Source organism: Pseudomonas sp. LBUM1647, assembly GCF_059716175.1.
This window is the reverse complement of record NZ_CP166809.1, coordinates 1,052,018-1,072,743: the sequence shown is the minus strand read 5'-3', so window position 1 is coordinate 1,072,743 and position 20,726 is coordinate 1,052,018. Positions and strand designations below refer to the sequence as shown.

Annotated in this window: 24 protein-coding genes; 15 read left to right on the top strand and 9 right to left on the bottom strand. The window is 59.4% G+C overall.

All coding sequences use genetic code 11. The features are described 5' to 3' along the window. Window positions 1–34 precede the first annotated feature (34 nt). Together ACA059_RS04775 and ACA059_RS04770 are read right to left on the bottom strand one after the other, a co-directional pair. Complete coding sequence (locus ACA059_RS04775; RefSeq protein ID WP_033057889.1) at window positions 35–721, bottom strand: LrgB family protein; 687 nt, start codon at window positions 719–721, stop codon at window positions 35–37. Beyond that, complete coding sequence (locus tag ACA059_RS04770; RefSeq protein ID WP_033057893.1) at window positions 711–1,097, bottom strand: CidA/LrgA family protein; 387 nt, start codon at window positions 1,095–1,097, stop codon at window positions 711–713. Before ACA059_RS04770 ends, ACA059_RS04775 begins: the two co-directional genes overlap by 11 nt. Before the next feature lie 96 nt (window positions 1,098–1,193). On the opposite strand from ACA059_RS04770, the gene ACA059_RS04765 reads away from it, so the two are divergent. Next, the gene (locus tag ACA059_RS04765) at window positions 1,194–2,090 is read left to right on the top strand and encodes a LysR family transcriptional regulator (protein WP_046052913.1); all 897 of its coding nucleotides are present in this window, start codon (window positions 1,194–1,196) and stop codon (window positions 2,088–2,090) included. Here the strand turns inward: ACA059_RS04765 and ACA059_RS04760 are convergent. After that, window positions 2,071–2,526 (bottom strand): flavodoxin, encoded by a 456-nt coding sequence (locus ACA059_RS04760; protein WP_497632914.1) that lies wholly within the window; start codon window positions 2,524–2,526, stop codon window positions 2,071–2,073. The two genes, ACA059_RS04765 and ACA059_RS04760, sit on opposite strands and share 20 nt — an antisense overlap. Window positions 2,527–2,680: 154 nt before the next feature. Between ACA059_RS04760 and ACA059_RS04755 the strand changes: the two genes are divergently transcribed. Then, on the top strand, window positions 2,681–3,157 hold the full coding sequence (locus tag ACA059_RS04755; protein ID WP_497632913.1) for a PAS domain-containing protein: 477 nt from the start codon (window positions 2,681–2,683) through the stop codon (window positions 3,155–3,157). 54 nt (window positions 3,158–3,211) lie between these two features. Then, window positions 3,212–3,817: a hypothetical protein gene (locus ACA059_RS04750; RefSeq protein WP_497632912.1), complete on the top strand. Its 606-nt coding sequence runs from the start codon at window positions 3,212–3,214 to the stop codon at window positions 3,815–3,817. A gap of 1 nt (window position 3,818) precedes the next feature. On the opposite strand, the gene ACA059_RS04745 is transcribed toward ACA059_RS04750, so the two are convergent. Next, entirely contained in the window at window positions 3,819–4,778 is a 960-nt protein-coding gene (locus tag ACA059_RS04745) for a MerR family transcriptional regulator (RefSeq protein WP_497632911.1), read from the bottom strand. A 211-nt stretch (window positions 4,779–4,989) separates the two neighbouring features. On the opposite strand from ACA059_RS04745, the gene ACA059_RS04740 reads away from it, so the two are divergent. The 7 genes from ACA059_RS04740 to ACA059_RS04710 all read left to right on the top strand — a co-directional run bounded on the left by ACA059_RS04740 (window position 4,990) and on the right by ACA059_RS04710 (window position 9,548). Next, on the top strand, window positions 4,990–5,559 hold the full coding sequence (locus ACA059_RS04740; RefSeq protein ID WP_497632910.1) for an antibiotic biosynthesis monooxygenase: 570 nt from the start codon (window positions 4,990–4,992) through the stop codon (window positions 5,557–5,559). Between the two features lie 141 nt (window positions 5,560–5,700). Next, window positions 5,701–6,411: a dihydromonapterin reductase gene (folM, locus tag ACA059_RS04735; protein ID WP_497632909.1), complete on the top strand. Its 711-nt coding sequence runs from the start codon at window positions 5,701–5,703 to the stop codon at window positions 6,409–6,411. 21 nt (window positions 6,412–6,432) lie between these two features. Continuing rightward, window positions 6,433–6,993, top strand: coding sequence for a GTP cyclohydrolase I FolE (gene folE, locus ACA059_RS04730; RefSeq protein ID WP_497632908.1), 561 nt, complete (start codon window positions 6,433–6,435; stop codon window positions 6,991–6,993). Window positions 6,994–6,995: 2 nt separating this feature from the next. Next, window positions 6,996–7,367, top strand: a complete 372-nt coding sequence (gene folX, locus ACA059_RS04725; protein ID WP_129438421.1) for a dihydroneopterin triphosphate 2'-epimerase — start codon at window positions 6,996–6,998, stop codon at window positions 7,365–7,367. Window positions 7,368–7,432: 65 nt separating this feature from the next. Next, the gene (locus ACA059_RS04720) at window positions 7,433–7,729 is read left to right on the top strand and encodes a DUF1244 domain-containing protein (RefSeq protein WP_095129425.1); all 297 of its coding nucleotides are present in this window, start codon (window positions 7,433–7,435) and stop codon (window positions 7,727–7,729) included. Beyond that, complete coding sequence (locus tag ACA059_RS04715; protein ID WP_497632907.1) at window positions 7,722–8,060, top strand: HopJ type III effector protein; 339 nt, start codon at window positions 7,722–7,724, stop codon at window positions 8,058–8,060. Before ACA059_RS04720 ends, ACA059_RS04715 begins: the two co-directional genes overlap by 8 nt. Before the next feature lie 237 nt (window positions 8,061–8,297). After that, window positions 8,298–9,548, top strand: coding sequence for a 2-aminoadipate transaminase (locus tag ACA059_RS04710; RefSeq protein WP_497632906.1), 1,251 nt, complete (start codon window positions 8,298–8,300; stop codon window positions 9,546–9,548). Between the two features lie 63 nt (window positions 9,549–9,611). Here ACA059_RS04710 and trxB read toward each other — a convergent pair whose 3' ends face one another. Next, window positions 9,612–10,574: a thioredoxin-disulfide reductase gene (gene trxB / locus ACA059_RS04705; RefSeq protein WP_123365291.1), complete on the bottom strand. Its 963-nt coding sequence runs from the start codon at window positions 10,572–10,574 to the stop codon at window positions 9,612–9,614. Between the two features lie 316 nt (window positions 10,575–10,890). Here trxB and cysZ point away from each other — a divergent pair, with 316 nt between their 5' ends. Further along, window positions 10,891–11,643 carry a sulfate transporter CysZ gene (gene cysZ, locus ACA059_RS04700; protein ID WP_497632905.1) on the top strand — a complete coding sequence of 251 codons (753 nt, stop codon included), beginning with the start codon at window positions 10,891–10,893 and terminating at the stop codon, window positions 11,641–11,643. Window positions 11,644–11,683: 40 nt separating this feature from the next. Next, the gene (locus ACA059_RS04695; RefSeq protein WP_497632904.1) at window positions 11,684–12,907 is read left to right on the top strand and encodes a glycosyltransferase family 4 protein; all 1,224 of its coding nucleotides are present in this window, start codon (window positions 11,684–11,686) and stop codon (window positions 12,905–12,907) included. Here the strand turns inward: ACA059_RS04695 and ACA059_RS04690 are convergent. The 3 genes from ACA059_RS04690 to ACA059_RS04680 form a co-directional block, all read right to left on the bottom strand. Next, window positions 12,876–13,979 carry an NADH:flavin oxidoreductase gene (locus ACA059_RS04690; protein ID WP_497632903.1) on the bottom strand — a complete coding sequence of 368 codons (1,104 nt, stop codon included), beginning with the start codon at window positions 13,977–13,979 and terminating at the stop codon, window positions 12,876–12,878. The two genes, ACA059_RS04695 and ACA059_RS04690, sit on opposite strands and share 32 nt — an antisense overlap. A gap of 197 nt (window positions 13,980–14,176) precedes the next feature. Further along, window positions 14,177–14,659 (bottom strand): glutathione peroxidase, encoded by a 483-nt coding sequence (locus tag ACA059_RS04685; protein WP_497632902.1) that lies wholly within the window; start codon window positions 14,657–14,659, stop codon window positions 14,177–14,179. A gap of 124 nt (window positions 14,660–14,783) precedes the next feature. Then, window positions 14,784–15,269 carry an FKBP-type peptidyl-prolyl cis-trans isomerase gene (locus ACA059_RS04680; RefSeq protein ID WP_007901600.1) on the bottom strand — a complete coding sequence of 162 codons (486 nt, stop codon included), beginning with the start codon at window positions 15,267–15,269 and terminating at the stop codon, window positions 14,784–14,786. Between ACA059_RS04680 and ACA059_RS04675 the strand changes: the two genes are divergently transcribed. The 3 genes from ACA059_RS04675 to yihG are packed head-to-tail and all read left to right on the top strand — an operon-like array spanning window position 15,238 to window position 18,645. Beyond that, entirely contained in the window at window positions 15,238–15,576 is a 339-nt protein-coding gene (locus tag ACA059_RS04675; RefSeq protein ID WP_497632901.1) for a DUF3565 domain-containing protein, read from the top strand. The two genes, ACA059_RS04680 and ACA059_RS04675, sit on opposite strands and share 32 nt — an antisense overlap. Before the next feature lie 60 nt (window positions 15,577–15,636). After that, window positions 15,637–17,736, top strand: coding sequence for a phosphate acetyltransferase (gene pta / locus ACA059_RS04670; RefSeq protein ID WP_282479960.1), 2,100 nt, complete (start codon window positions 15,637–15,639; stop codon window positions 17,734–17,736). Next, window positions 17,737–18,645 carry a 1-acylglycerol-3-phosphate O-acyltransferase, YihG family gene (gene yihG / locus ACA059_RS04665; protein ID WP_497632900.1) on the top strand — a complete coding sequence of 303 codons (909 nt, stop codon included), beginning with the start codon at window positions 17,737–17,739 and terminating at the stop codon, window positions 18,643–18,645. It abuts the gene before it with no gap. Window positions 18,646–18,826: 181 nt separating this feature from the next. Here the strand turns inward: yihG and cysN are convergent, their stop codons facing one another. Continuing rightward, window positions 18,827–20,725 carry a sulfate adenylyltransferase subunit CysN gene (cysN, locus tag ACA059_RS04660; RefSeq protein WP_140681532.1) on the bottom strand — a complete coding sequence of 633 codons (1,899 nt, stop codon included), beginning with the start codon at window positions 20,723–20,725 and terminating at the stop codon, window positions 18,827–18,829. Window position 20,726 lies beyond the last annotated feature (1 nt).

Below are 20,726 nucleotides of genomic sequence, written 5' to 3'. Positions count from 1 at the left end.
AGCGAGTCAGTACGTCAACGAACGTGGATCCATGTCAAAGTACTGCCGCCAACAAGGGTGCGGCGAACAGATTCAGCAGCCCTGTCAGAACCATGACTAACCCCGCCACCGAGCCCTCTTCACCCCCCACTTCATGAGCTCGACTGACCCCGGCACCGTGAGCACCGACACCAAACAGCGCCCCTCGGGCCAAGGCACTGCGCAGAGGCAACCACTTGAGCAGAATGCCGCCGAGCATCGCCCCGAACACCCCGGTGAACATCACAAACACCGCGGTCAGTTCCGGTACGCCGCCCAAGTCATGGGCCAGCGGCATGGCAAAAGGCGTGGTGATCGAACGCGGCACCAGCGACATCGTCACCGAACTGTCCAGCGCCAGCGCCTTGGCCAACCCGAACGAACTGCCGATAGACGCCGCGCTGCCCGCCAGCATCCCAAGCAACAATGCCGACCAATGCCGCATCAGCATCTGCCGCTGCTGCCAGATCGGTACTGCAAAAGCGACGGTAACCGGCCCCAGCACCAACATCAGCCAATGGGTGTTGCTCGAATATTCGGCATACGCGGTGTGCAGCGGCACAGCGAGCGCCAGCAGCAAGGCTGGAACCAGAATCAGTGGCGACAGCACATAGCGCCCCGTGCGACGGTAGATCCAGCGGCTGAATAAATAAGCCAGCAGTGTGAAGGCCAGCCAGAACATCGGCATCAGCTCAAGCTTCACGAGACCTCCTCAACCGCACCACCAGCTCCACGGTAAATGCAGTCACCAGCATCACCATCAGCGTGCTGACGCCGATCACCAGCAAAATTCGCCAACCGTCGCTGCGCAGCAGACCGCCGTAATCGAGCAGGCTCATGAGCGCCGGAATGAAGAACAACAGCATCTCGGCCATCAACAGGCCGGCGCCCATTTGCAGCGCTGCCGGTTTGACCACTCCCAAAGCGAACGCCAGCAGCAACAGCACCATGCCGATGACACCACCGGGAATCGGCCAGGCAAACCACACGGCCATCTGGCAGCCGAGCAGATAGATGGCCAGCAGCACGGCCAATTCAGTCGCCAATCGAGCCAAGCTTTTTAAGGTTGATGCGTTCATGTCTTCGGTCCTCACAGGCGCTCATTTTACGGAGCGGGCTGCTATACCCGAAGCGAATTGTTAGACTCGAAGCCATTCCAAAATGGAATCAGGCAGATGGAATTCAAACAGCTCCGCAGCTTCGTCGAGGTCATGCATCAGGGTGGCTTTACTCAGGCCGCCAAGACTTTGCACATCAGTCAATCGGCGGTGAGCAAACAGGTCGCTCAGCTGGAACAGAGCCTCGGCACTGCGCTGCTCGAACGGCAGGGTTCGCAGCTGCGCCTGACGGCCGCCGGCAGCGTGGTCCTTCTACGGGCCGAAGGCATGTTGCGGCTGCGTAACGAACTGCTCAGTGAGCTGGATGACTTGAGCCAACTGGCCCGCGGGGAATTGCGTCTGGGTTTGCCGCTACTGGGCAGCGACGCGCTGTTCGCCGGACTGTTCGCCGAGTACCGGCGACGCTACCCCAACATCAGCATTCAGCTGCTTGAGGGCGGCAGCCTGAACATCGAACAAGCAGTTTTGAGTGGTGAGCTGGAACTGGGTGGCAGCCTGTTGACGAAGGATCCGCAGTTCGCCTTCCAGCCTTTCTGCGACGAACCGCTGGACGCCCTGCTGCCGGCTGATCATCCGCTGGCGTCGAAGACTGTGATTGGGCTGGAGGAATTGGCCGACACGCCATTCCTGCTGTATCAGCGCAGCTTCGTACTCAACGACCGCTTGCTGCAAGCCTGCCAGCAACTGGGTTTTACGCCAAAGGAAGGTGGTCGCAGCGGCCAGGCGGATTTTCTCGCGGCGCTGGTGGCCGCCGGTCAAGGCGTGGTGTTGTTACCGCGCGTGGTGGCTCGCGGGCTGGTGCGGCCAGGCGTGGTGCGCCTGACCTTGAACGCACCGAGCTATCTGCGTTGGGATATCGCCTTCATCTGGCGTCAGGGCGCGTACTTGTCAAAAGCCGCGCAAGCCTGGCTCGCCCTGCTGCGCGAGCGACCGGTCAGCCCCGCAGAGCGCTGACCAATTCCGCCAGCCAAGGCTCGGCGTCGGTTTCCGGCGTCACGCTTTCGCTGGCGTCCAGACGCAGCATTGGCAGGACTTCGCGGATGCCCAGTTCGCCGAACAATTCGCGCATCAACTCGCCGCCGCCACAAAACGTGTCGCCGTAACTCGCATCGCCCAGGCCAATCACGGCGCCCGGCAAGCCACGCCAGGCAGCCGGCAACTGGTCGCGAATGGCGAAATACAACGGTTGCAGGTTGTCCGGCAACTCGCCCATGCCGGTGGTCGAGGTCACCGCCAGGAAGGCTTCGGGAGCAAAGGCCTGAACATCGGCGAGGCTTGCACGCGGGTTGTGCCAGGCTTCGAAACCCGCTGCTTTTAAAATATTTGCGGCGTGGCGGGCGACTTCTTCAGCCGTGCCGTACACCGAGCCGGAAAGGATGGCGACTTTCATCAATCTGATCCTGAAGCTGAGTAAAAAGACGGGGGATATTAACAGCCATGGCAAAAAAGCTGCGATTGACTCTCAATTAACGCTGATGGCCAGTAGACAGTGCTCAGTGTTCTTCTAGAATGCAGCGCTCAATCAAATTGGAAAGGATTCTCCGATGATTAAGGCCCAACTGCTGCAAATGGTGATCAACGCTTCCAACGACGGCATCGTGATTGCCGAAAAGGAAGGCGAGCAGGACAACATCCTGATTTACGTCAACCCGGCATTCGAACGCCTGACGGGTTACACCAGCGAAGAAATCCTTTACCAGGATTGCCGTTTTCTTCAGTCCGGTGACCGAGATCAGGAAGCTCTCCCGTTGATTCGCGAGGCATTGAGCAGTGGCGATTCCTGCCGGGAAATCCTCAGAAACTACCGCAAAGATGGCACGCCGTTCTGGAACGAACTGTCCCTTTCAACAGTGAAAAACCCGGACGACGGACAGACTTATTTCGTCGGTGTGCAGAAAGACGTCACCCTTCAGGTCAAGGCACAGCAGCGGGTCACGCAGTTGGAGGCGCAATTGGCTGAGGTCCAGGCCGAGCTTGCCGCACTAAAAGCGACGAACGGCGAAAACAAAACGAAGAATTGATTGTCATTAACTACAATCACCAGTGACTTTGTAACTATTTCTGTCGAGCAAATCATGCAACGCGACGCACTCCTGACTCAGGATGAGCTGGATTTTATCCAGACCATGCAGCACAACCCGCAACTCAATGTGCGGGATGCGACGTCGAGCCTGCTCGTCAACGGTGGTTCACAGATCCGTGACTTGCTCACGCGCCTTGCCGCTCATGAGCAAGTCACCATCCAGGCCAACTTCGAAAATCAGCAAATGACCTTTCCGCTGCACCTGGTGGAAGACGAATTTCACGCAATGCATTTACGCCTCGGCGTCCCCAGCATCTATGAAGACGGACCGATGGTCCGGCCATGGCGCCTGGTACTCGAAGAACCGGTAGCGTTGGAGAATGCCAATGGCCAGCCCGGTACGATGTGGGTGCACGAAGTGTCGTTCAAAGGGGTCTTGCTGGAAGTTCGCAACAAGACCAAACCGCCCAAACATTTCGCCTTGTGGTTCAGCCCGTCCGGCTATGAGCGCATCGCGTTGCGCGGCTCCTTCGAGAAAGAAACCGAGAACGGCTTCTTTGCCTATCAGTTGAATCAGGGTGACAAGGACGAAACCGAGCGTCTGCGCCAGTACATCCTTCAGCAGCATCGACTGACGCATCCGGCCATGCACCTCTGATTCAAGTGTCCAGGTTGTCTGTCAGGAACTGTTTCAAACGCTGACGCATCACCATTCCCTCGTTACCCAGACATCCTATCGACGAGCCAGCCAGGTTCTCCTGCACCAGATTGGACGCATCCCCCGCCAGCATCAACTGACAATCCAGGCTCAAGGCCAGGCGCTTCAATCGCCGTGGCAACTCGGGCGCAGGCGCGTGATTGGAAAACAGCACCAGCGCCTGGGCCTTGATCCGCTCGCAGACCAGGGTCAATTCGTCGAATGGCTGACCGATAGCCAACACTTGAATAGCCGAATCGACACTGCTCAGAAACAGCGCCGCTACCAGCACTTCGAGTTCATGACACTGATCGTTCAAGGCGCAGACAATCACCCGTCGCGGCTGCATGACACGCACCAGCAGCAGGCGTTGCAACACTCGAGAACGCAGAAAACCGTCCAGGAAAAACCATTCGCTGGCCTGACCGAACGCTTCATGGCGCTGCAGCAATTGCTTCCAGAGTGGAAGCAGAATGTCCTGAAACACGACAGTCAGGGGATTACTGGAAAAGATCTGTCCATAGACCTGCTCCAGTTGAACCTCGTCAAAGACACTCACCGCCGCCTGAACTTGCTGCTGCCATTGCGTGTAGTCAGCGTGCACGAGTTCATTCGGGATGATGTGCGACAGGGTCTGAAGCGGTGCAATCCTGGTCAGTATCTTGCCAACCTTACTGACGGCAACACCGCGTTCGATCCAGCCAAGGATGCTGTGGATCCGTTCGATATCGGTCATCGAATACAGACGATGCCCACTTTCGGTGCGCGCCGGCTGTATCAGTCCGTAGCGGCGCTCCCATGCGCGTAGCGTGACCGGGTTGACCCCGGTCAGGCGCGCCACTTCGCGTATCGGAAACAGTTCTTCCTGTTCGAGAGGAATTTCGGGCTGCATTACAGGGACAACGTCAGTCAGGACAGGCATTTTATAATTCTACGTCCATGTATAAATTGGATCCCATTCTACCTCCCCTGCCCCCATACCATTCAAGACGTTGATGGCGACGAATGTCACTGACGTTCCAGGCAGAATCAGGAATAATCCTTGCTTGTTCCAAGACGCAGCCCACCACCCCGGCGCTGCGCCTGGCGAAACTCCTATCCGGAGCGACGCGATTGTCATACGGAGATACACAATGTCGACCTCACCCGTCACGCTGATGGTTGCGCGCCGCGTCGCCGATGGGCGTTATCAAGACCTGATCGCCTGGTTGCACGAAGGCGAACAACTGGCCACCGATTTTTCCGGCTATCTCGGTTCTGGCGTGCTTGCTCCGCCGCCCGACGATGACGAATTCCAGATTATTTTCCGCTTTGCCAACGAGCAGACGCTGCACGCCTGGGAGCATTCTGTATCGCGCACCGCATGGCTGGCACGCGGCAGCGACTTGTTTGCCCATCCAACGGAACATCGGGTCAGCGGCATCGAAGGCTGGTTCGGCGCAGCCGGCCAGCGCCCACCACGCTGGAAACAGGCCGTGGCGATCTGGCTGGCATTCTTTCCGGTTTCCCTGCTGTTCAACTTTGTCCTCGGGCCGTTGCTGAGCGACATGGGTCTGCTGAGCCGGGTGTTCATCAGCACCTTGTGCCTGACCCCGCTGATGGTCTACTTCTTCATTCCGCTGTCGACCCGCCTGCTGGCCAGCTGGCTGAACACCACACCGGCACGGCCGTTGCCCGCCGCACCCGCCTCTCAAAACAGCTAAAAGATCACAGGCTTCGCCAGCTCCTACAAAAGCGTGACCGTACCGCGCCCTGTAGGAGCTGCCGCAGGCTGCGATCTTTTCAGGGGCAAGACACCTCTCGTCGCTGGTATAGTTTTGCTCTTACCGCGACGCGAGCCGTTCATGACCTCTTTCGTAGCTCCAATCCTCATCACCGGTGCCGGCCAACGTGTTGGCCTGCACTGTGCGCAGCGTTTGCTCGAGGATGGCCAGCCGGTGATCTTCAGCTACCGCAGTGAACGTCCCGGCGTGCAAACCCTGCGCGACATGGGGGCGATCGCGGTGTTTGCAGACTTCTCCACTGAAGCAGGGATCTTCGCGTTCATCAGCGAACTGAAAAACCACACCGACAGCCTGCGGGCGATTGTCCATAACGCCTCCGAATGGCTGGCCGAAACCCCGGACACCGACGCCGCAGCCTTCACCCGCATGTTCAACGTCCACATGCTGGCGCCCTACCTGATCAATCTGCATTGTGCCGACTTGCTGCAACGCTCAAGCCCCGCGGACATCGTGCACATCAGCGACGATGTGACCCGCAAGGGCAGCAGCAAGCACATTGGCTACTGCGCCAGCAAAGCCGGGCTCGACAGCCTCACCCTGTCCTTCGCCGCGAAATACGCGCCGACAATCAAGGTCAACGGTATCGCGCCAGCCCTGCTAATGTTCAACCCCAACGACGATGCGGCCTACCGCGCCAAGGCACTGGCCAAGTCCGCGCTGGGTATCGAACCCGGCTGCGAAGTGATCTACCAGAGCCTGCGTTATTTGCTCGACAACCCTTATGTCACCGGCACGACCCTGACCGTCAACGGCGGACGGCACATCAAATAAGCGCCCCCGCGAGGATGTTCCATGACGTTATCCCTGTCCCAGAGCTATCGCGAAATCCTCATCGGCCTCGGTGAAAACCCCGACCGCGAGGGTCTGCAAGACACCCCGGTTCGCGCGGCAAAAGCCATGCAGTACCTCTGCCATGGTTATGAGCAAAGTGTCGAAGAGATCGTCAACGGCGCGCTGTTCGCTTCCGACAACGATGAAATGATCATCGTCGACAACATCGAGCTGTACTCGCTCTGCGAACATCACATGCTGCCCTTCATCGGCAAGGCGCATGTGGCTTATATTCCAACGGGCAAAGTGCTGGGCCTGTCGAAGATTGCACGACTGGTGGACATGTTCGCCCGTCGCCTGCAAATCCAGGAAAACCTCACTCGGCAAATCGCCGACGCGGTGCAACAAGTGACCGGTGCGGCGGGCGTCGCGGTGGTCATCGAAGCCAAACACATGTGCATGATGATGCGCGGCGTCGAGAAACAGAATTCGACCATGAACACCTCGGTGATGCTCGGCGCCTTCCGCGAGTCGAGCAACACCCGCCAGGAGTTCCTGCAATTGATTGGACGGAGCAAGTAGCAATGCCACAACTTCAACCAGGAACGGCACGCATCCGGGTCAAGGACCTGTGCCTGCGGACCTTCATCGGGATCAACGAGGATGAAATCCTCAACAAGCAGGATGTGCTGATCAACCTGACCATCCTGTATGCCGCTCAGGAAGCGGTGCGTGACAACGACATCGATCACGCGCTGAACTACCGCACCATCACCAAGGCGATCATCGCCCACGTGGAAGGCAATCGCTTCGCCCTGCTCGAGCGCCTGACTCAGGAAATTCTCGATCTGGTCATGGCCAACGAGTCGGTGTTGTACGCCGAGGTCGAAGTCGACAAGCCCCACGCCCTGCGATTCGCCGAGTCGGTGTCTATTACCCTGGCCGCGAGCCGCTGACCGTCTGGCACATTGCTCGTCAGACTTTTATCATCCGCGCACGATTTGATTGCACAGAGCCCGCCATGAACGATCAACAACGCCTGGAACTCGAAGCCGCCGCCTTTCGCCGGCTGGTTGCCCACCTGGACAGCCGCAAGGATGTGCAGAACATCGACCTGATGAACCTCTCCGGTTTCTGCCGTAACTGCTTGTCCAAGTGGTACAAGGCCGCTGCCGATGAACGCCAGATCGAGGTCAGCCTCGATGACGCCCGCGAAGTGGTTTACGGCATGCCGTACGCCGAGTGGAAAGCCCAATACCAGCAAGAAGCCAACGCCGAACAACAAGCGGCGTTCGCCAAAGGAAAACCCAATGAGTGATTTGAACACCCTGCGCGCCAGCCTCAAGAGTGGCGAACACGTTTTTGCCGACACCCTGGCGTTCATCGCCGCCGGCTACGACTATCAGCCACAGGCTTTCAACAATGGCGGCGTGGAAAACGCAGCCGGGCAGAATGAAGGCTCGTGCAAGACCCTGGGTCTGGCGTTGCTGGAAGGCCTGAGCGGTGAAGAAGCGCTGTTGGCGTTTGGCGAGCATTACCGTTCGGTGGTGGCGACGCCTGAGGGCAGCGATCACGGCAATATCCGCGCGCTGATTGCTCATGGATTGGCCGGTGTTAAATTCAGCCAGCAGCCGCTGAATCGCCGCTGAGTCACAAAGATCAAAATCAAAAGATCGCAGCCTGCGGCAGCTCCTACAGGGTGTACCCATTCCCATGTAGGAGCTGCCGCAGGCTGCGATCTTTTGATCTTTCGATCCACCGGTATTTCTGCTCCTGCGGCACATCCCGACTTTTAAGATTGACCCGGCAACTTTATTTCGTTTGCCGGGCACCGCTGCTCACGGCTTAGATAAAAGGAAGCATCCCTTCTTCAGAGTCGGTCATCCATGAGCAGCGCAACCATCAGCCAGTCGATCAACATCGTTCATCCCGTCACGCTCAGCCACGGCAAAAATGCCGAGGTCTGGGACACCGATGGTAAACGCTACATCGACTTCGTCGGCGGCATCGGTGTACTGAACCTCGGCCATTGCCATCCACACATCGTCGAGGCCATTCGCGAACAAGCCACCCGGCTGACCCACTACGCGTTCAACGCCGCCCCGCATGTGCCCTACATCGAACTGATGGATCGTCTCACCGCGTTTATTCCGGTGGATTACCCGGTCAGCGGCATGCTCACCAACAGCGGCGCAGAAGCGGCGGAAAACGCCCTGAAGATCGTCCGTGGCGCCACCGGGCGCACGGCCGTCATCGCCTTCGACGGCGCCTTCCACGGCCGCACCCTCGCCACGCTCAACCTCAACGGCAAAGTCGCTCCCTACAAACAGAAAGTCGGCGTGCTGCCGGGTCCGGTTTTTCACCTGCCCTTCCCGAGCAAGGACAACGGCGTGACCTGCGCCGAGGCTCTAAAAGCCATGGACCGTCTGTTCAGCGTCGAGATCGACGTCGATGACGTCGCCTGTTTTATCGTCGAACCGGTGCAGGGTGAAGCGGGCTTCCTGGCGATGGACGTGGAGTTCGCCCAGGCGCTGCGACGCTTCTGCGATGAGAAGGGTATTGTGCTGATTGCCGACGAAATCCAGTCCGGCTTCGGTCGCACCGGCCAGCGCTTTGCGTTTTCGCGACTGGGCATTGAGCCGGACCTGATCCTGCTGGGCAAAAGCATTGCTGGCGGCGTGCCGCTGGGGGCGGTTGTCGGGCGCAAGGCGCTGCTCGACACCTTGCCGAAGGGCGGGCTGGGCGGCACCTATTCAGGCAATCCCATCGCCTGCGCCGCAGCGTTGGCGACGCTGGACGAAATGACTGACAACCATCTGCAAAGCTGGGGCGCACAGCAGGAAGAAGCGATTGTCAGCCGCTACGAATCCTGGCGCACCCGTAAGCTGTCGCCCTATCTGGGGCGCTTGACCGGGGTTGGCGCAATGCGTGGCATCGAGTTGATCAATGCCGACGCCACACCGGCATCGGCGCAATTGACGCAGCTGCTGGCGTTGGCACGAGACGCAGGTTTGCTGTTGATGCCCAGCGGCAAATCGCGCCACATTATTCGGCTTTTGGCGCCATTGACCACGGAGGCGGCAGTGCTGGAGGAAGGGCTGGATATCCTTGAGGCGTGCCTGGCGAAACTGTCCTGAAAACCAGCATTTCGCTAAGCACAAAAAAAACCGGCCGAGGCCGGTTTTTTCATTGCTGCGCTATCAGAACGAAGCGTTCTGCAGGTCGTCGAGGTAACGCTCGGCGTCCAGTGCCGCCATGCAGCCTGCGCCGGCCGAGGTGATGGCCTGACGGTAAACGTGGTCAGCCACATCACCGGCAGCAAAGATGCCTTCGAGACTGGTGGCAGTGGCGTTGCCGTCACGGCCGCCCTGCACAACCAGGTAGCCGTCTTTCAACGTCAGCTGACCTTCGAACAGCGAAGTGTTCGGGGTGTGGCCGATGGCGATGAACACGCCGTCGACTGTCAGCTCGTCGAAGCTGCCGTCGTTGTTCTTCAGGCGGGCACCGGTCACGCCCATGTTGTCACCCAGGACTTCGTCCAGAGTCGAGTTCAGCTTCAGGACGATCTTGCCTTCGGCAACCCGGGCATTCAGCTTGTCGATCAGGATCTTCTCGGCGCGGAAGGTTTCGCGACGGTGGATCAGGGTGACCTTGCTGGCGATGTTGGCCAGGTACAGGGCTTCTTCAACAGCGGTGTTGCCGCCACCGACCACAGCCACTGGCTTGTTGCGATAGAAGAAACCATCGCAGGTCGCGCAGGCCGAAACGCCTTTGCCCATGAACGCTTCTTCCGACGGCAGGCCCAGGTAACGAGCGCTGGCGCCGGTGGCGATGATCAGGGCGTCGCAGGTGTAGGTCGCGCTGTCGCCGGTCAGGGTGTACGGCTTGGCAGCGAAGTCCACGGCATTGATGTGATCGAAGACGATTTCGGTTTCAAAGCGCTCGGCGTGCTCTTTCATGCGGTCCATCAGCGCCGGGCCGGTCAGGCCGTGGACGTCGCCAGGCCAGTTGTCGACTTCGGTGGTGGTGGTCAGTTGACCGCCGGCTTGCATGCCGGTGATCAGCAGTGGCTTGAGGTTGGCACGGGCGGCATAGACCGCGGCGCTGTAACCGGCAGGGCCGGAACCGAGAATAATCACTCGCGAATGACGGACTTCAGACATGACCTGCTCCTGTTGACCGGCCCGAAACTTCTGGCGCGGAACGCCGGGTTGCCGGCGGGAATAAAAAAGGACCGTTGAAAGCACTTGGGGAAGGCTTGAGCTCGACAGTCCTGTAAAAAGTATGGGGTGCAGCGTATCGAGGGGGCGAAGATTAAGGAAATACGGTTTAACAATCCAGCTCATAGGCGGTCTCTATCCCATCACGATGGATACATAGGCGCCTTTGTTACAGTTAATGTCGATGCTGCTACCGCGCTTTCGCCTGTCAGGCAAAGCCGGTAAGGTCGGCGCGTTTCCCCTTTGCTCGGAGCACGTTATGCCCGCCCCTGTTCTGTCCGGCCCGCAATACCTGCGGGAAGGCCTCAAGCTGGTCCTGAGCCCAAGCCTGCGCTTGTTCGTGTTGTTGCCCCTGGTGATCAATCTGGTGCTGTTCGTCGGATTGATCTACCTGGCCAGCCATCAATTCAGCTTGTGGGTCGATACGTTGATGCCGTCCCTGCCCGACTGGCTGAGTTTTCTCAGTTATGTGCTCTGGCCGTTGTTCGTGGTGCTGGTGGTGTTGATGGTGTTCTTCACCTTCACCATGCTGGCGAACGTCATCGCCGCGCCATTCAACGGCTTCCTCGCGGAAAAAGTCGAAGTCGTGGTGCGCGGCACTGACGACTTCCCGTCCTTCAGCTGGGGCGAACTGATCGCCATGATCCCTCGAACGCTGGCCCGGGAAATGCGCAAGCTCGGCTACTTCCTGCCGCGTGCCATCGGGCTGTTCATTCTCTCGTTCATCCCGGTGGTGAACATCATTGCCGCACCATTGTGGCTGCTGTTCGGGGTGTGGATGATGGCGATCCAGTACATCGACTACCCGGCGGATAACCACAAACTGGGCTGGAACGAGATGCTCGCCTGGCTGCGTGAGAAGCGCTGGCAGAGCATGAGCTTTGGCGGGAGTGTTTATCTGGTGCTGCTGATTCCGGTGGTCAATATCCTGATGATGCCGGCCGCCGTGGCGGGTGCGACCTTGTTCTGGGTGCGTGAACGCGGCGCGGAAAACCTGGTAATCCAGCGCTGATTCGGTCACAAATTCATCATCCCACCGTCACACTGACGACATGGCCTCAGCCGACACTGAGGTCATGACGACAGCTCTGCATATCACTCTGATCACCGAAACCTTCCCTCCCGAAATCAACGGAGTGGCCAATACCCTCGGCCGCTTGTGTGACGGCTTGCGCGCGCGCGGGCATCAGGTGGAATTGGTGCGACCGCGTCAGGGTTGCGATCAGCAGCGGGGCAGCGACGATGCGTTGTTGCTATGTCGGGGCTGGCCGCTACCGGGTTATCCCGGCTTGCAATGGGGTCAGTCGTCGATGCACAAGCTGCTGCGGCGCTGGAAGCGACATCGGCCGGACGTGCTGTACATCGCCACGGAAGGACCGCTGGGATTGTCGGCGTTGCGCGCGGCACGACGCTTGGGGATTTCGGTGGTCAGTGGCTTCCACACCAATTTCCAGCAGTACTCCAGCCAATATGGGCTCGGGTTGCTGACACGTTTGCTGACTCACTACCTGCGCTGGTTTCACAATCGCTCGACCCTGACCCTGGTGCCCAGCATCAGCCAGCGGCTGGAACTGGAGCGCCGGCATTTCGAGCGTCTGGCGTTGCTGTCCCGTGGCGTCGACAGCCAATTGTTTCACCCGACCAAGCGGATTAACGCCCTGCGTGAGAGTTGGGGAGTGGGTAACGACGATATTGCTGTCATCCACGTAGGACGCCTGGCACCGGAGAAAAATCTGGGCCTGCTCAAGCGCTGTTTCGACGTGCTGAAAGCGACTTATCCACAGCGAACAATAAAGTTGATCGTGGTCGGCGACGGTCCGCAACGAGCGGCGCTAGAAAAGGATCTGCCCGAGGCGATTTTCTGTGGTTCACAACGCGGCGAAGCCTTGGCCAGTCACTACGCGTCGGCGGACGTGTTTCTGTTTCCAAGCCTGACCGAGACGTTCGGCAACGTGGTGCTTGAGGCACTGGCTTCGGGTTTGGGTGTGGTGGCTTACGATCAGGCTGCGGCGGCTCAGCACATCCGCCATGGCTACAACGGTGTGCTGGCGATGCCGGGGGACGAAGAGGCGTTCTGCGACGCGGCGTGCTGGCTGCTGGAGAAGCGCGAAACCTTGCGCTGCGTGCGGCTTAATGCGCGTCAGCATGCGAGTCGCCAGGGCTGGGCGGCGATTATCGAGCAGTTTGAAGGGCAGTTGCGCGGGGCTTGTCAGACCCCGCTTGCCTCAAGCCTCGAGCCTCGGCTTAAACCAGGGTCATCAACGCCTCACGGCTGAACGGCAGGATGTCTTCTTCACGGCCGTCACGCACTTTCTGCGCCCAGTCCGGGTCCACCAGCAACGCACGACCTACCGCCACCAGATCGAATTCATCATTGTTCAAACGCTCCAGCAGTTTTTCCAGGCTTGCCGGCTGCGCGATCTTGTCGGTGTTGACCATGAACTGCAGGAACTCGCCGTCCAGGCCGACACTGCCCACGGTGATGGTCGGCTTGCCGGTGAGCTTACGAGTCCAGCCGGCCAGGTTCAGCTCGGAACCGTCGAACTCCGGCTCCCAGAAACGACGCGTCGAGCAGTGGAAAATATCCACACCGGCGTCGGACAACGGCTTGAGGAATTCGCCCAACGCTTCGGGTGTTTGCACCAGACGCGCGGTGTAATCCTGCTGCTTCCATTGAGAGAAACGGAAAATAATCGGGAAGCCTTCGCCGACCGCAGCACGCACAGCCTGGATCAGTTCAATGGCGAAACGTGAACGGTTGGCCAGGCTGCCGCCGTATTCGTCGGTGCGCTGGTTGCTGCCTTCCCAGAAGAACTGGTCCACGAGGTAGCCGTGGGCACCGTGAATTTCCACGCCGTCCATGCCGATGCTCTGGGCATCTTTGGCGGCCTGGGCAAATGCGGCGATCACGTCCTGGATATCTTGCTGGGTCATGCCGTGAACCACGACCTGACCATCCTTCAATTTCTCCGACGGACCGTAACCCGGCACGCTGGCGTCCGGCTCGGTGCCGATGCGGCGCACGCTGCCGACATGCCACAGCTGCGGAACGATCTTGCCGCCTTCAGCATGAACCGCGTCGACGACTTTTTTCCAGCCGGCCAGCGCTGCTTCACCGTAGAAATGCGGCACGTTCGGGTAACCGTTGGAAGCCTTGTGGCCGACAGTGGTGCCTTCGGTGATGATCAGGCCGACGCCCGCAGCAGCGCGACGGCGGTAGTACTCGATCACTTTGGAATTGGGAACGCCACCCGGCGAAAACGAACGGGTCATCGGCGCCATGACAACGCGGGTCGGCAGTTCTAGGGTGCCGAGGCGGAACGGTTTGAACAGGGCTTTGACGGGCATGGGACGCTCCACAGGACATAGACTTTATGACGGCGATAATATGGAGAGTCGGTCGCGCTGAACAGCACTATTGATTTTGGTGATTAAGGATCAAAAGACAGAAGCAAAAAGATCGCAGCCTTCGGCAGCTCCTACAGGGGAATGTCTACATCCGTAGGAGCTGCCGAAGGCTGCGATCTTTTGATCTTGATCTCTTTTCAGCTCAGCGCTTTTTCAATCGCATGAACGACAGACGGATCATCCGGCGCCGTGCGCGGCGAGAACCGCGCCAGCACGCGACCATCCTTGCCCAGCAGGAATTTTTCGAAGTTCCAGGTAATGTCACCGGGAAATTCAGCCCCCTCGCCCGCCAGCAGACGGTACAACTGATGACGATCATGTCCGTTGACTTCCAGCTTGCTGGACAACGGAAAGGTCACGCCATAGTTGAGGGTGCAAAACTCCTGGATCTCTTGCTCGGAGCCCGGTTCCTGCCCGGCAAACTGGTTGCACGGCAGGCCCAGTACGCTGAAGCCTTTGTCCTTGTATTGCTGGTAGAGGTTTTCCAGCGCCGCGTACTGAGGGGTCAAGCCGCATTTGGAGGCGACGTTGACCACCAGCACGACGTGCCCCTTGAAGGGCGCCAGAGGTAGCTCCTGACCATTCAGGCCTGTCAATTTAAGGTCGTGAAAAGCACTCATGACGAACTCCAGATTCCCGTGTTCTTCTCGAAACAGCCACTTGGCGGTGTCACCAGGGACAGCCGCGGACTAAAAAGGCGCCCCTCGGGCGCCTCTCCAGTTCTCGAAAGCTTAGCGCAGAAAATCAGTGGTGATGACCACCTTCGCCATGGACGTGACCATGAGCGATTTCTTCCTGGCTGGCATCACGGATGTCGATGATCTTGACCTGGAAATTCAGGCGCTGACCAGCCAACGGGTGGTTGCCGTCGACGGTGACATCGTCGCCGTCCAGATCGCGAATGGTGACGATCTGCATCTGGCCGTCCGGAGCGGATGCGTGGAACTGCATACCCACTTCCAGCTCGTCGACGCCTTCGAACATGCTGCGGCTCAACGTGCTGACCAGTTCGGCAGCGTATTCGCCGTAGGCATCTTCAGGTTCTACGGCAACCGTCAGTTCGTCACCGACTGCTTTGCCTTCCAGAGCCTTTTCCAGGCCCGGAATGATGTTACCTGCGCCTTGCAGGTAGACCAGCGGCGCGCCGCCGGCGGAGCTGTCGATGACCTCACCAGCGTCGTTGGTCAGGGTATAGTCGATGGAGACAGCCTTATTGGCGGCGATCAGCATGGGGCGAGACCTTTTGCATAAGAATGAAGAATGGCCAAGTTTAGCGAAGCAATCGCCCGAAAGCGAACACAACCCGGACAGACGGGGGGCGGCGAAAGGCTCAACGGTCACAGGTTTCCATCAGGATGAGGACGGGCACTGGGTGGCCGAGCTTTCCTGCGGTCACACCCAGCACCTGCGCCACCAGCCACCGTGGCAATCGCGCGCCTGGGTCATGGACCCCGCGCAACGTATTGAAAAAATAGGCCAGCCCTTTGATTGCGGTTGGTGCGCACAAGGCTCGGTTAGCGATAACCTTGGCGACTGAAATTCGGTAGAAGGCCAGTCATAGGCGTTCACCACTGCCATGCACCTCTAGAGAATCCGCATGCAAACTTTTTTTATCGCGCCCACCGATTTTGGTGTGGGTCTGACCTCTATCAGCCTCGGGCTGGTACGTACCCTTGAGCGGGCCGGCCTCAAAGTCGGCTTTTTCAAACCGATTGCCCAGCCGCATCCGGGTGACACCGGGCCTGAACGGTCCACTGAACTGGTAGCGCGCACTCACGGTTTGAAACCGCCTCAGCCGCTCGGTCTGGCGCACGTCGAGCGCATGCTCGGCGACGGTCAACTGGATGAGTTGCTCGAAGAAATCATCACCCTTTATCAGCAGGCGGCAGTCGGCAAGGATGTGCTGATCGTAGAAGGCATGGTCCCGACCCGCAGCGCCAGTTACGCCGCACGGGTCAATCTGCATTTGGCCAAAAGCCTCGACGCCGAAGTGATCCTGGTCTCGGCACCGGAAAACGAAGTGCTGACCGAATTGTCCGGTCGGGTGGAATTGCAGGCGCAATTGTTCGGCGGCCCCAAAGATCCGAAAGTCCTCGGCGTGATCCTGAACAAGGTCAAAACCGACGAGAGCATGGAGGCCTTCGCCTCGCGCTTGAAAGAGCATTCGCCCTTGCTGCGCAGCGGTGATTTCCGCTTGCTCGGCTGCATCCCGTTCCAGCCCGAACTGAACGCACCGCGCACTCGCGACGTCGCCGATCTGATGGGCGCGCAAATTCTCAATGCCGGTGATTACGAGACCCGGCGCATGACCAAAATCATTATCTGCGCCCGAACCATGCGCAACACCGTGGAGCTGCTCAAGCCCGGCGTGTTGGTGGTAACACCCGGTGATCGCGACGACATCATCCTCGCCGTCAGTCTTGCCGCCATGAACGGCGTGCCGCTGGCCGGCCTGTTGCTGACCAGCGACACCCTGCCCGACCCGCGCATCATGGACCTGTGCCGTGGCGCCTTGCAGGCGGGCCTGCCGGTGTTGTCGGTGAGCACCGGTTCCTACGAGACCGCCAACCAGTTGAACGGTTTGAACAAGGAAATCCCGATCGACGACCGCGAGCGCGCGGAGATCATCACCGATTTCGTCGCCAGCCACCTCGACGCCAAGTGGTTGCACCAGCGCTGCGGCACGCCACGGGAAATGCGCCTGTCGCCCGCCGTGTTCCGTTATCAATTGATCCAGCGCGCCCAGGCCGCCAACAAGCGCATCGTCCTGCCCGAAGGCAGCGAGCCGCTGACCGTGCAAGCCGCGGCGATCTGTCAGGCGCGCGGCATTGCCCGTTGCGTGCTGCTGGCGAAACCGGCAGACGTCGAAGCCGTCGCTCGCGCCCAAGGCATCGAACTGCCACCGGGACTGGAAATCCTCGACCCGGACCTGATTCGCGAGCGCTACGTCGAGCCGATGGTCGCCCTGCGCAAAACCAAAAGCCTCAACGCGCCAATGGCTGAACAGCAACTGGAAGACACCGTGGTGATCGGCACCATGATGCTGGCGCTGGATGAGGTCGATGGCCTCGTGTCCGGGGTCATTCACTCCACCGCCAACACCATCCGCCCGGCCCTGCAGCTTATTAAAACGGCGCCGGGTTGCACGTTGGTATCGTCGGTGTTCTTCATGCTCTTCCCCGAGGAAGTGCTGGTCTACGGCGACTGCGTGATGAACCCGCACCCGAGCGCCAGCGAACTGGCCGAGATCGCCCTGCAAAGCGCCGACTCGGCAGCCGCCTTCGGCATCACCCCGCGCGTGGCGATGATCAGCTACTCCAGCGGTGAATCGGCCAGCGGCGAAGAAGTCGAGAAGGTTCGCGAAGCGACGTTGCTCGCCCATGAACAACAGAACTCGCTACTGATCGACGGCCCATTGCAATACGACGCCGCCGCCAACGAAACCGTTGCCCGGCAACTGGCGCCGAACAGCCAGGTCGCCGGTCGCGCCACAGTGTTCGTGTTCCCCGACCTGAACACCGGCAACACCACCCACAAAGCCGTGCAGCGCAGCGCCGACTGCGTCAGCCTCGGGCCGATGCTGCAAGGCCTGCGCAAACCGGTGAACGACCTGCCGCGCGGCGCGCAAGTCGACGACATCGTCTACACCATCGCGTTGACCGCGATTCAAGCTGCCAACCGACCTTTGGATCTTTAAATGCTGGATTCCCTACCTGCACCGCTGCGAGGCGTCATTGCCTCGCTGCTGTTGGCGCTGAACACGATTGCCTGCTGCACACCGCTGTTCATCGTGGCGATTTTCAAACTGCTATTGCCCTTCCCCGCCGCCCAGCGTTTTACCGATTGGCTGATGAGCCATATCCACGAAGCCTGGATCAGCAACAACAAGGCCTGGATGGACTTGCTCGGACACACGCGCTGGAAACTCAGCGGCCTGGAAGGTCTGGACTATCAGCACTCGTATTTGATCACCAGCAACCACCAGAGCTGGGTCGACATCATGGTGTTGCAATACGTGCTGAACCGGAAGATTCGCCCGCTGAAGTTCTTCCTCAAACAGGAACTGATCTGGGTGCCGGTGATTGGCCTGGCGTGGTGGGCGCTCGGCTTTCCGTTCATGAAGCGCTACTCCAAGGCTTACCTGGAAAAGCACCCGGAGAAGAAAGGCAAAGACCTGGAAACCACCCGCAAGACCTGCGACAAATTCCGCCATAACCCGGTGGGGATTTTCAACTTCGTCGAAGGTACGCGCTTCACCGAAGGCAAGCATGCCCAGCAGAAATCGCCGTTCAAGCATCTACTCAAGCCCAAGGCTGGCGGCATTGCGTTTGTGCTGGATGCCATGGGTGAGCAGCTGGAAGCCATCGTCAACGTGACGATTCACTATCCGGCCGGCCGGCCCGGTTACTGGGATTTGCTCTGTGGGAATGTGAAGGAGGTGGTGGTGCACTTTCAGGAGTTGAAGATTCCGCCGCAGTTTGTTGGCAAGAACTACGACCAGGACGGCGAGTATCGATTGCAGTTTCAGGGCTGGATCAACCAGTTGTGGCAGGACAAGGATGCGTTGCTGGACCAGATGCACCGCGAGTATCCAGCCAAGTCTTGAGGTGCCTGTACTGGCCTCATCGCGAGCAAGCTCGCTCCCACAGTGGTTCTGTGTGGAATGAAAATTTTGTGTTCACTAGAGATCCCTGTGGGAGCGAGCTTGCTCGCGATGGCGGACTAAAGGACACAAAAAAACCCGCCGATGATCACTCATCGGCGGGTTTTTTATTAACGGCTAACGCTTAGATCGCGCCACGCTTGCGCAGCAGATCCAGCACTTGCTTGACGCTTTCTTCCAGCGACAGCGACTGGGTATCGACCACGAGGTCGGCGTCCAGCGGCACGTCGTACGGGAAGGAATCGCCCGGGATGTTATCCCCGGCCGCCGCGTACAAGCCTTGTGGGTCACGCTCGGCACAGACCGTCGGCGAGGCCTGGACGTAGACCGTCAGCAGACGCTCCTTGCCGATCAGTTCCCGGGCTTGCTCACGACCTTCAGCACTCGGCGCAACAAACGCAGCCAAGGTCAGCAGACCCGCTTCGTTGAACTGACGCGCAACGTGCGCGGCACGACGCCAGTTCTCGGTACGCCCGGCGCGATCCTGTGGCAGACCTTTGTTCAGGTCGTGACGCAGGTTCTGACCGTCGAGTACAAACACCGCACGGCCCATGTCAAACAGTTTGCGTTCAACCGCGTAAGCCAGGGTGCTTTTGCCGGCGCCCGACAAGCCGCTGAACAACACGGTGGCCGGTTGCTGGCCGAAGCGCTGAGCGCGTTCTTCGGTGGCGACGTGCGCCAGTTTGCCGTGATGCGTGCTGGTGCCATGGCTCAACGGCTGGGCGATGATCATGCCGGCCGCCACGGTGCCATTGGTCAAACGATCGATGACGATGAACGACCCGGTGGTGCGGTTGCTCGCGTAACCGTCCAGCGCGATGGCCGCGTCGAGGCTGATCTTGACCCGACCGATTTCGTTGAGGTTCAACGAACTGGCCGGCCCTTCTTCCAGGGTGTTCACGTCAACGCGGTTGACGATGCTGGTGATCGAACCCGGCACGTAACTCGTGGCGCGCTTGATGTCGTATTTCTTGCCCGGCAGCATCGGTTCTTCGGCCATCCACACCAGCATGGCGTCGAAGGCGTCAGTCACTTGCGGCTGGTTGTCGGCGTGCACCAGCAAGTCGCCGCGGGAGATGTCGATCTCGTCTTCCATGGTCAGCGTCACCGCTTGACCAGGACCGGCGTGCTCCAGCTCACCTTCGAAGGTGACAATGGATTTCACACGGCTGCTCTTGCCCGACGGCAGCACAACGACTTCGTCGCCCTTGTGCACGACGCCACTGGCCAGGGTGCCGGCGAAACCACGGAAGTTCAGGTTCGGGCGGTTGACGTACTGCACCGGGAATCGCAGGTCGGTGTAGTTGCGGTCGCTGGCGATCTCGACGGTCTCGAGAATTTCCATCAGCGACTGGCCGGTGTACCACGGCGAGCGCTCGGACTTGTTCACCACGTTGTCGCCCTTGAGCGCCGACATCGGCACGAAGGCCATGGTGGTCGGCTTGAACGCGATGCCTTCGGCGAACTTCAGGTAATCGGCCTTGATCGACTCGAAGACTGTTTCGTCGAAACCGTTGAGGTCCATCTTGTTGATGGCGACAACGATGTGCTTGATGCCGAGCAACGAGGCAATGAAGCTGTGGCGACGGGTCTGGGTCTGCACGCCGTAACGGGCGTCGACCAGGATGATCGCCAGGTCACAGGTGGACGCACCGGTGGCCATGTTGCGGGTGTACTGCTCATGGCCAGGGGTGTCGGCGATGATGAATTTGCGTTTGGCAGTGGAGAAATAACGGTAAGCGACATCGATGGTGATGCCCTGCTCACGCTCGGCCTGCAGGCCGTCGACCAGCAATGCCAGGTCGATGTCATCGCCGGTGGTGCCGACTTTTTTCGAGTCGCGGGTAATGGCTTCCAGGTGATCTTCGTAGATCATTTTGGAGTCGTGCAGCAGGCGCCCGATCAGGGTGCTCTTGCCGTCGTCGACGTTGCCACAGGTCAGAAAGCGCAGCATTTCCTTGCGTTCGTGCTGGCCCAGGTAGGCGAGGATGTCCTCGCTGATCAAATCAGATGCGTGCGACATG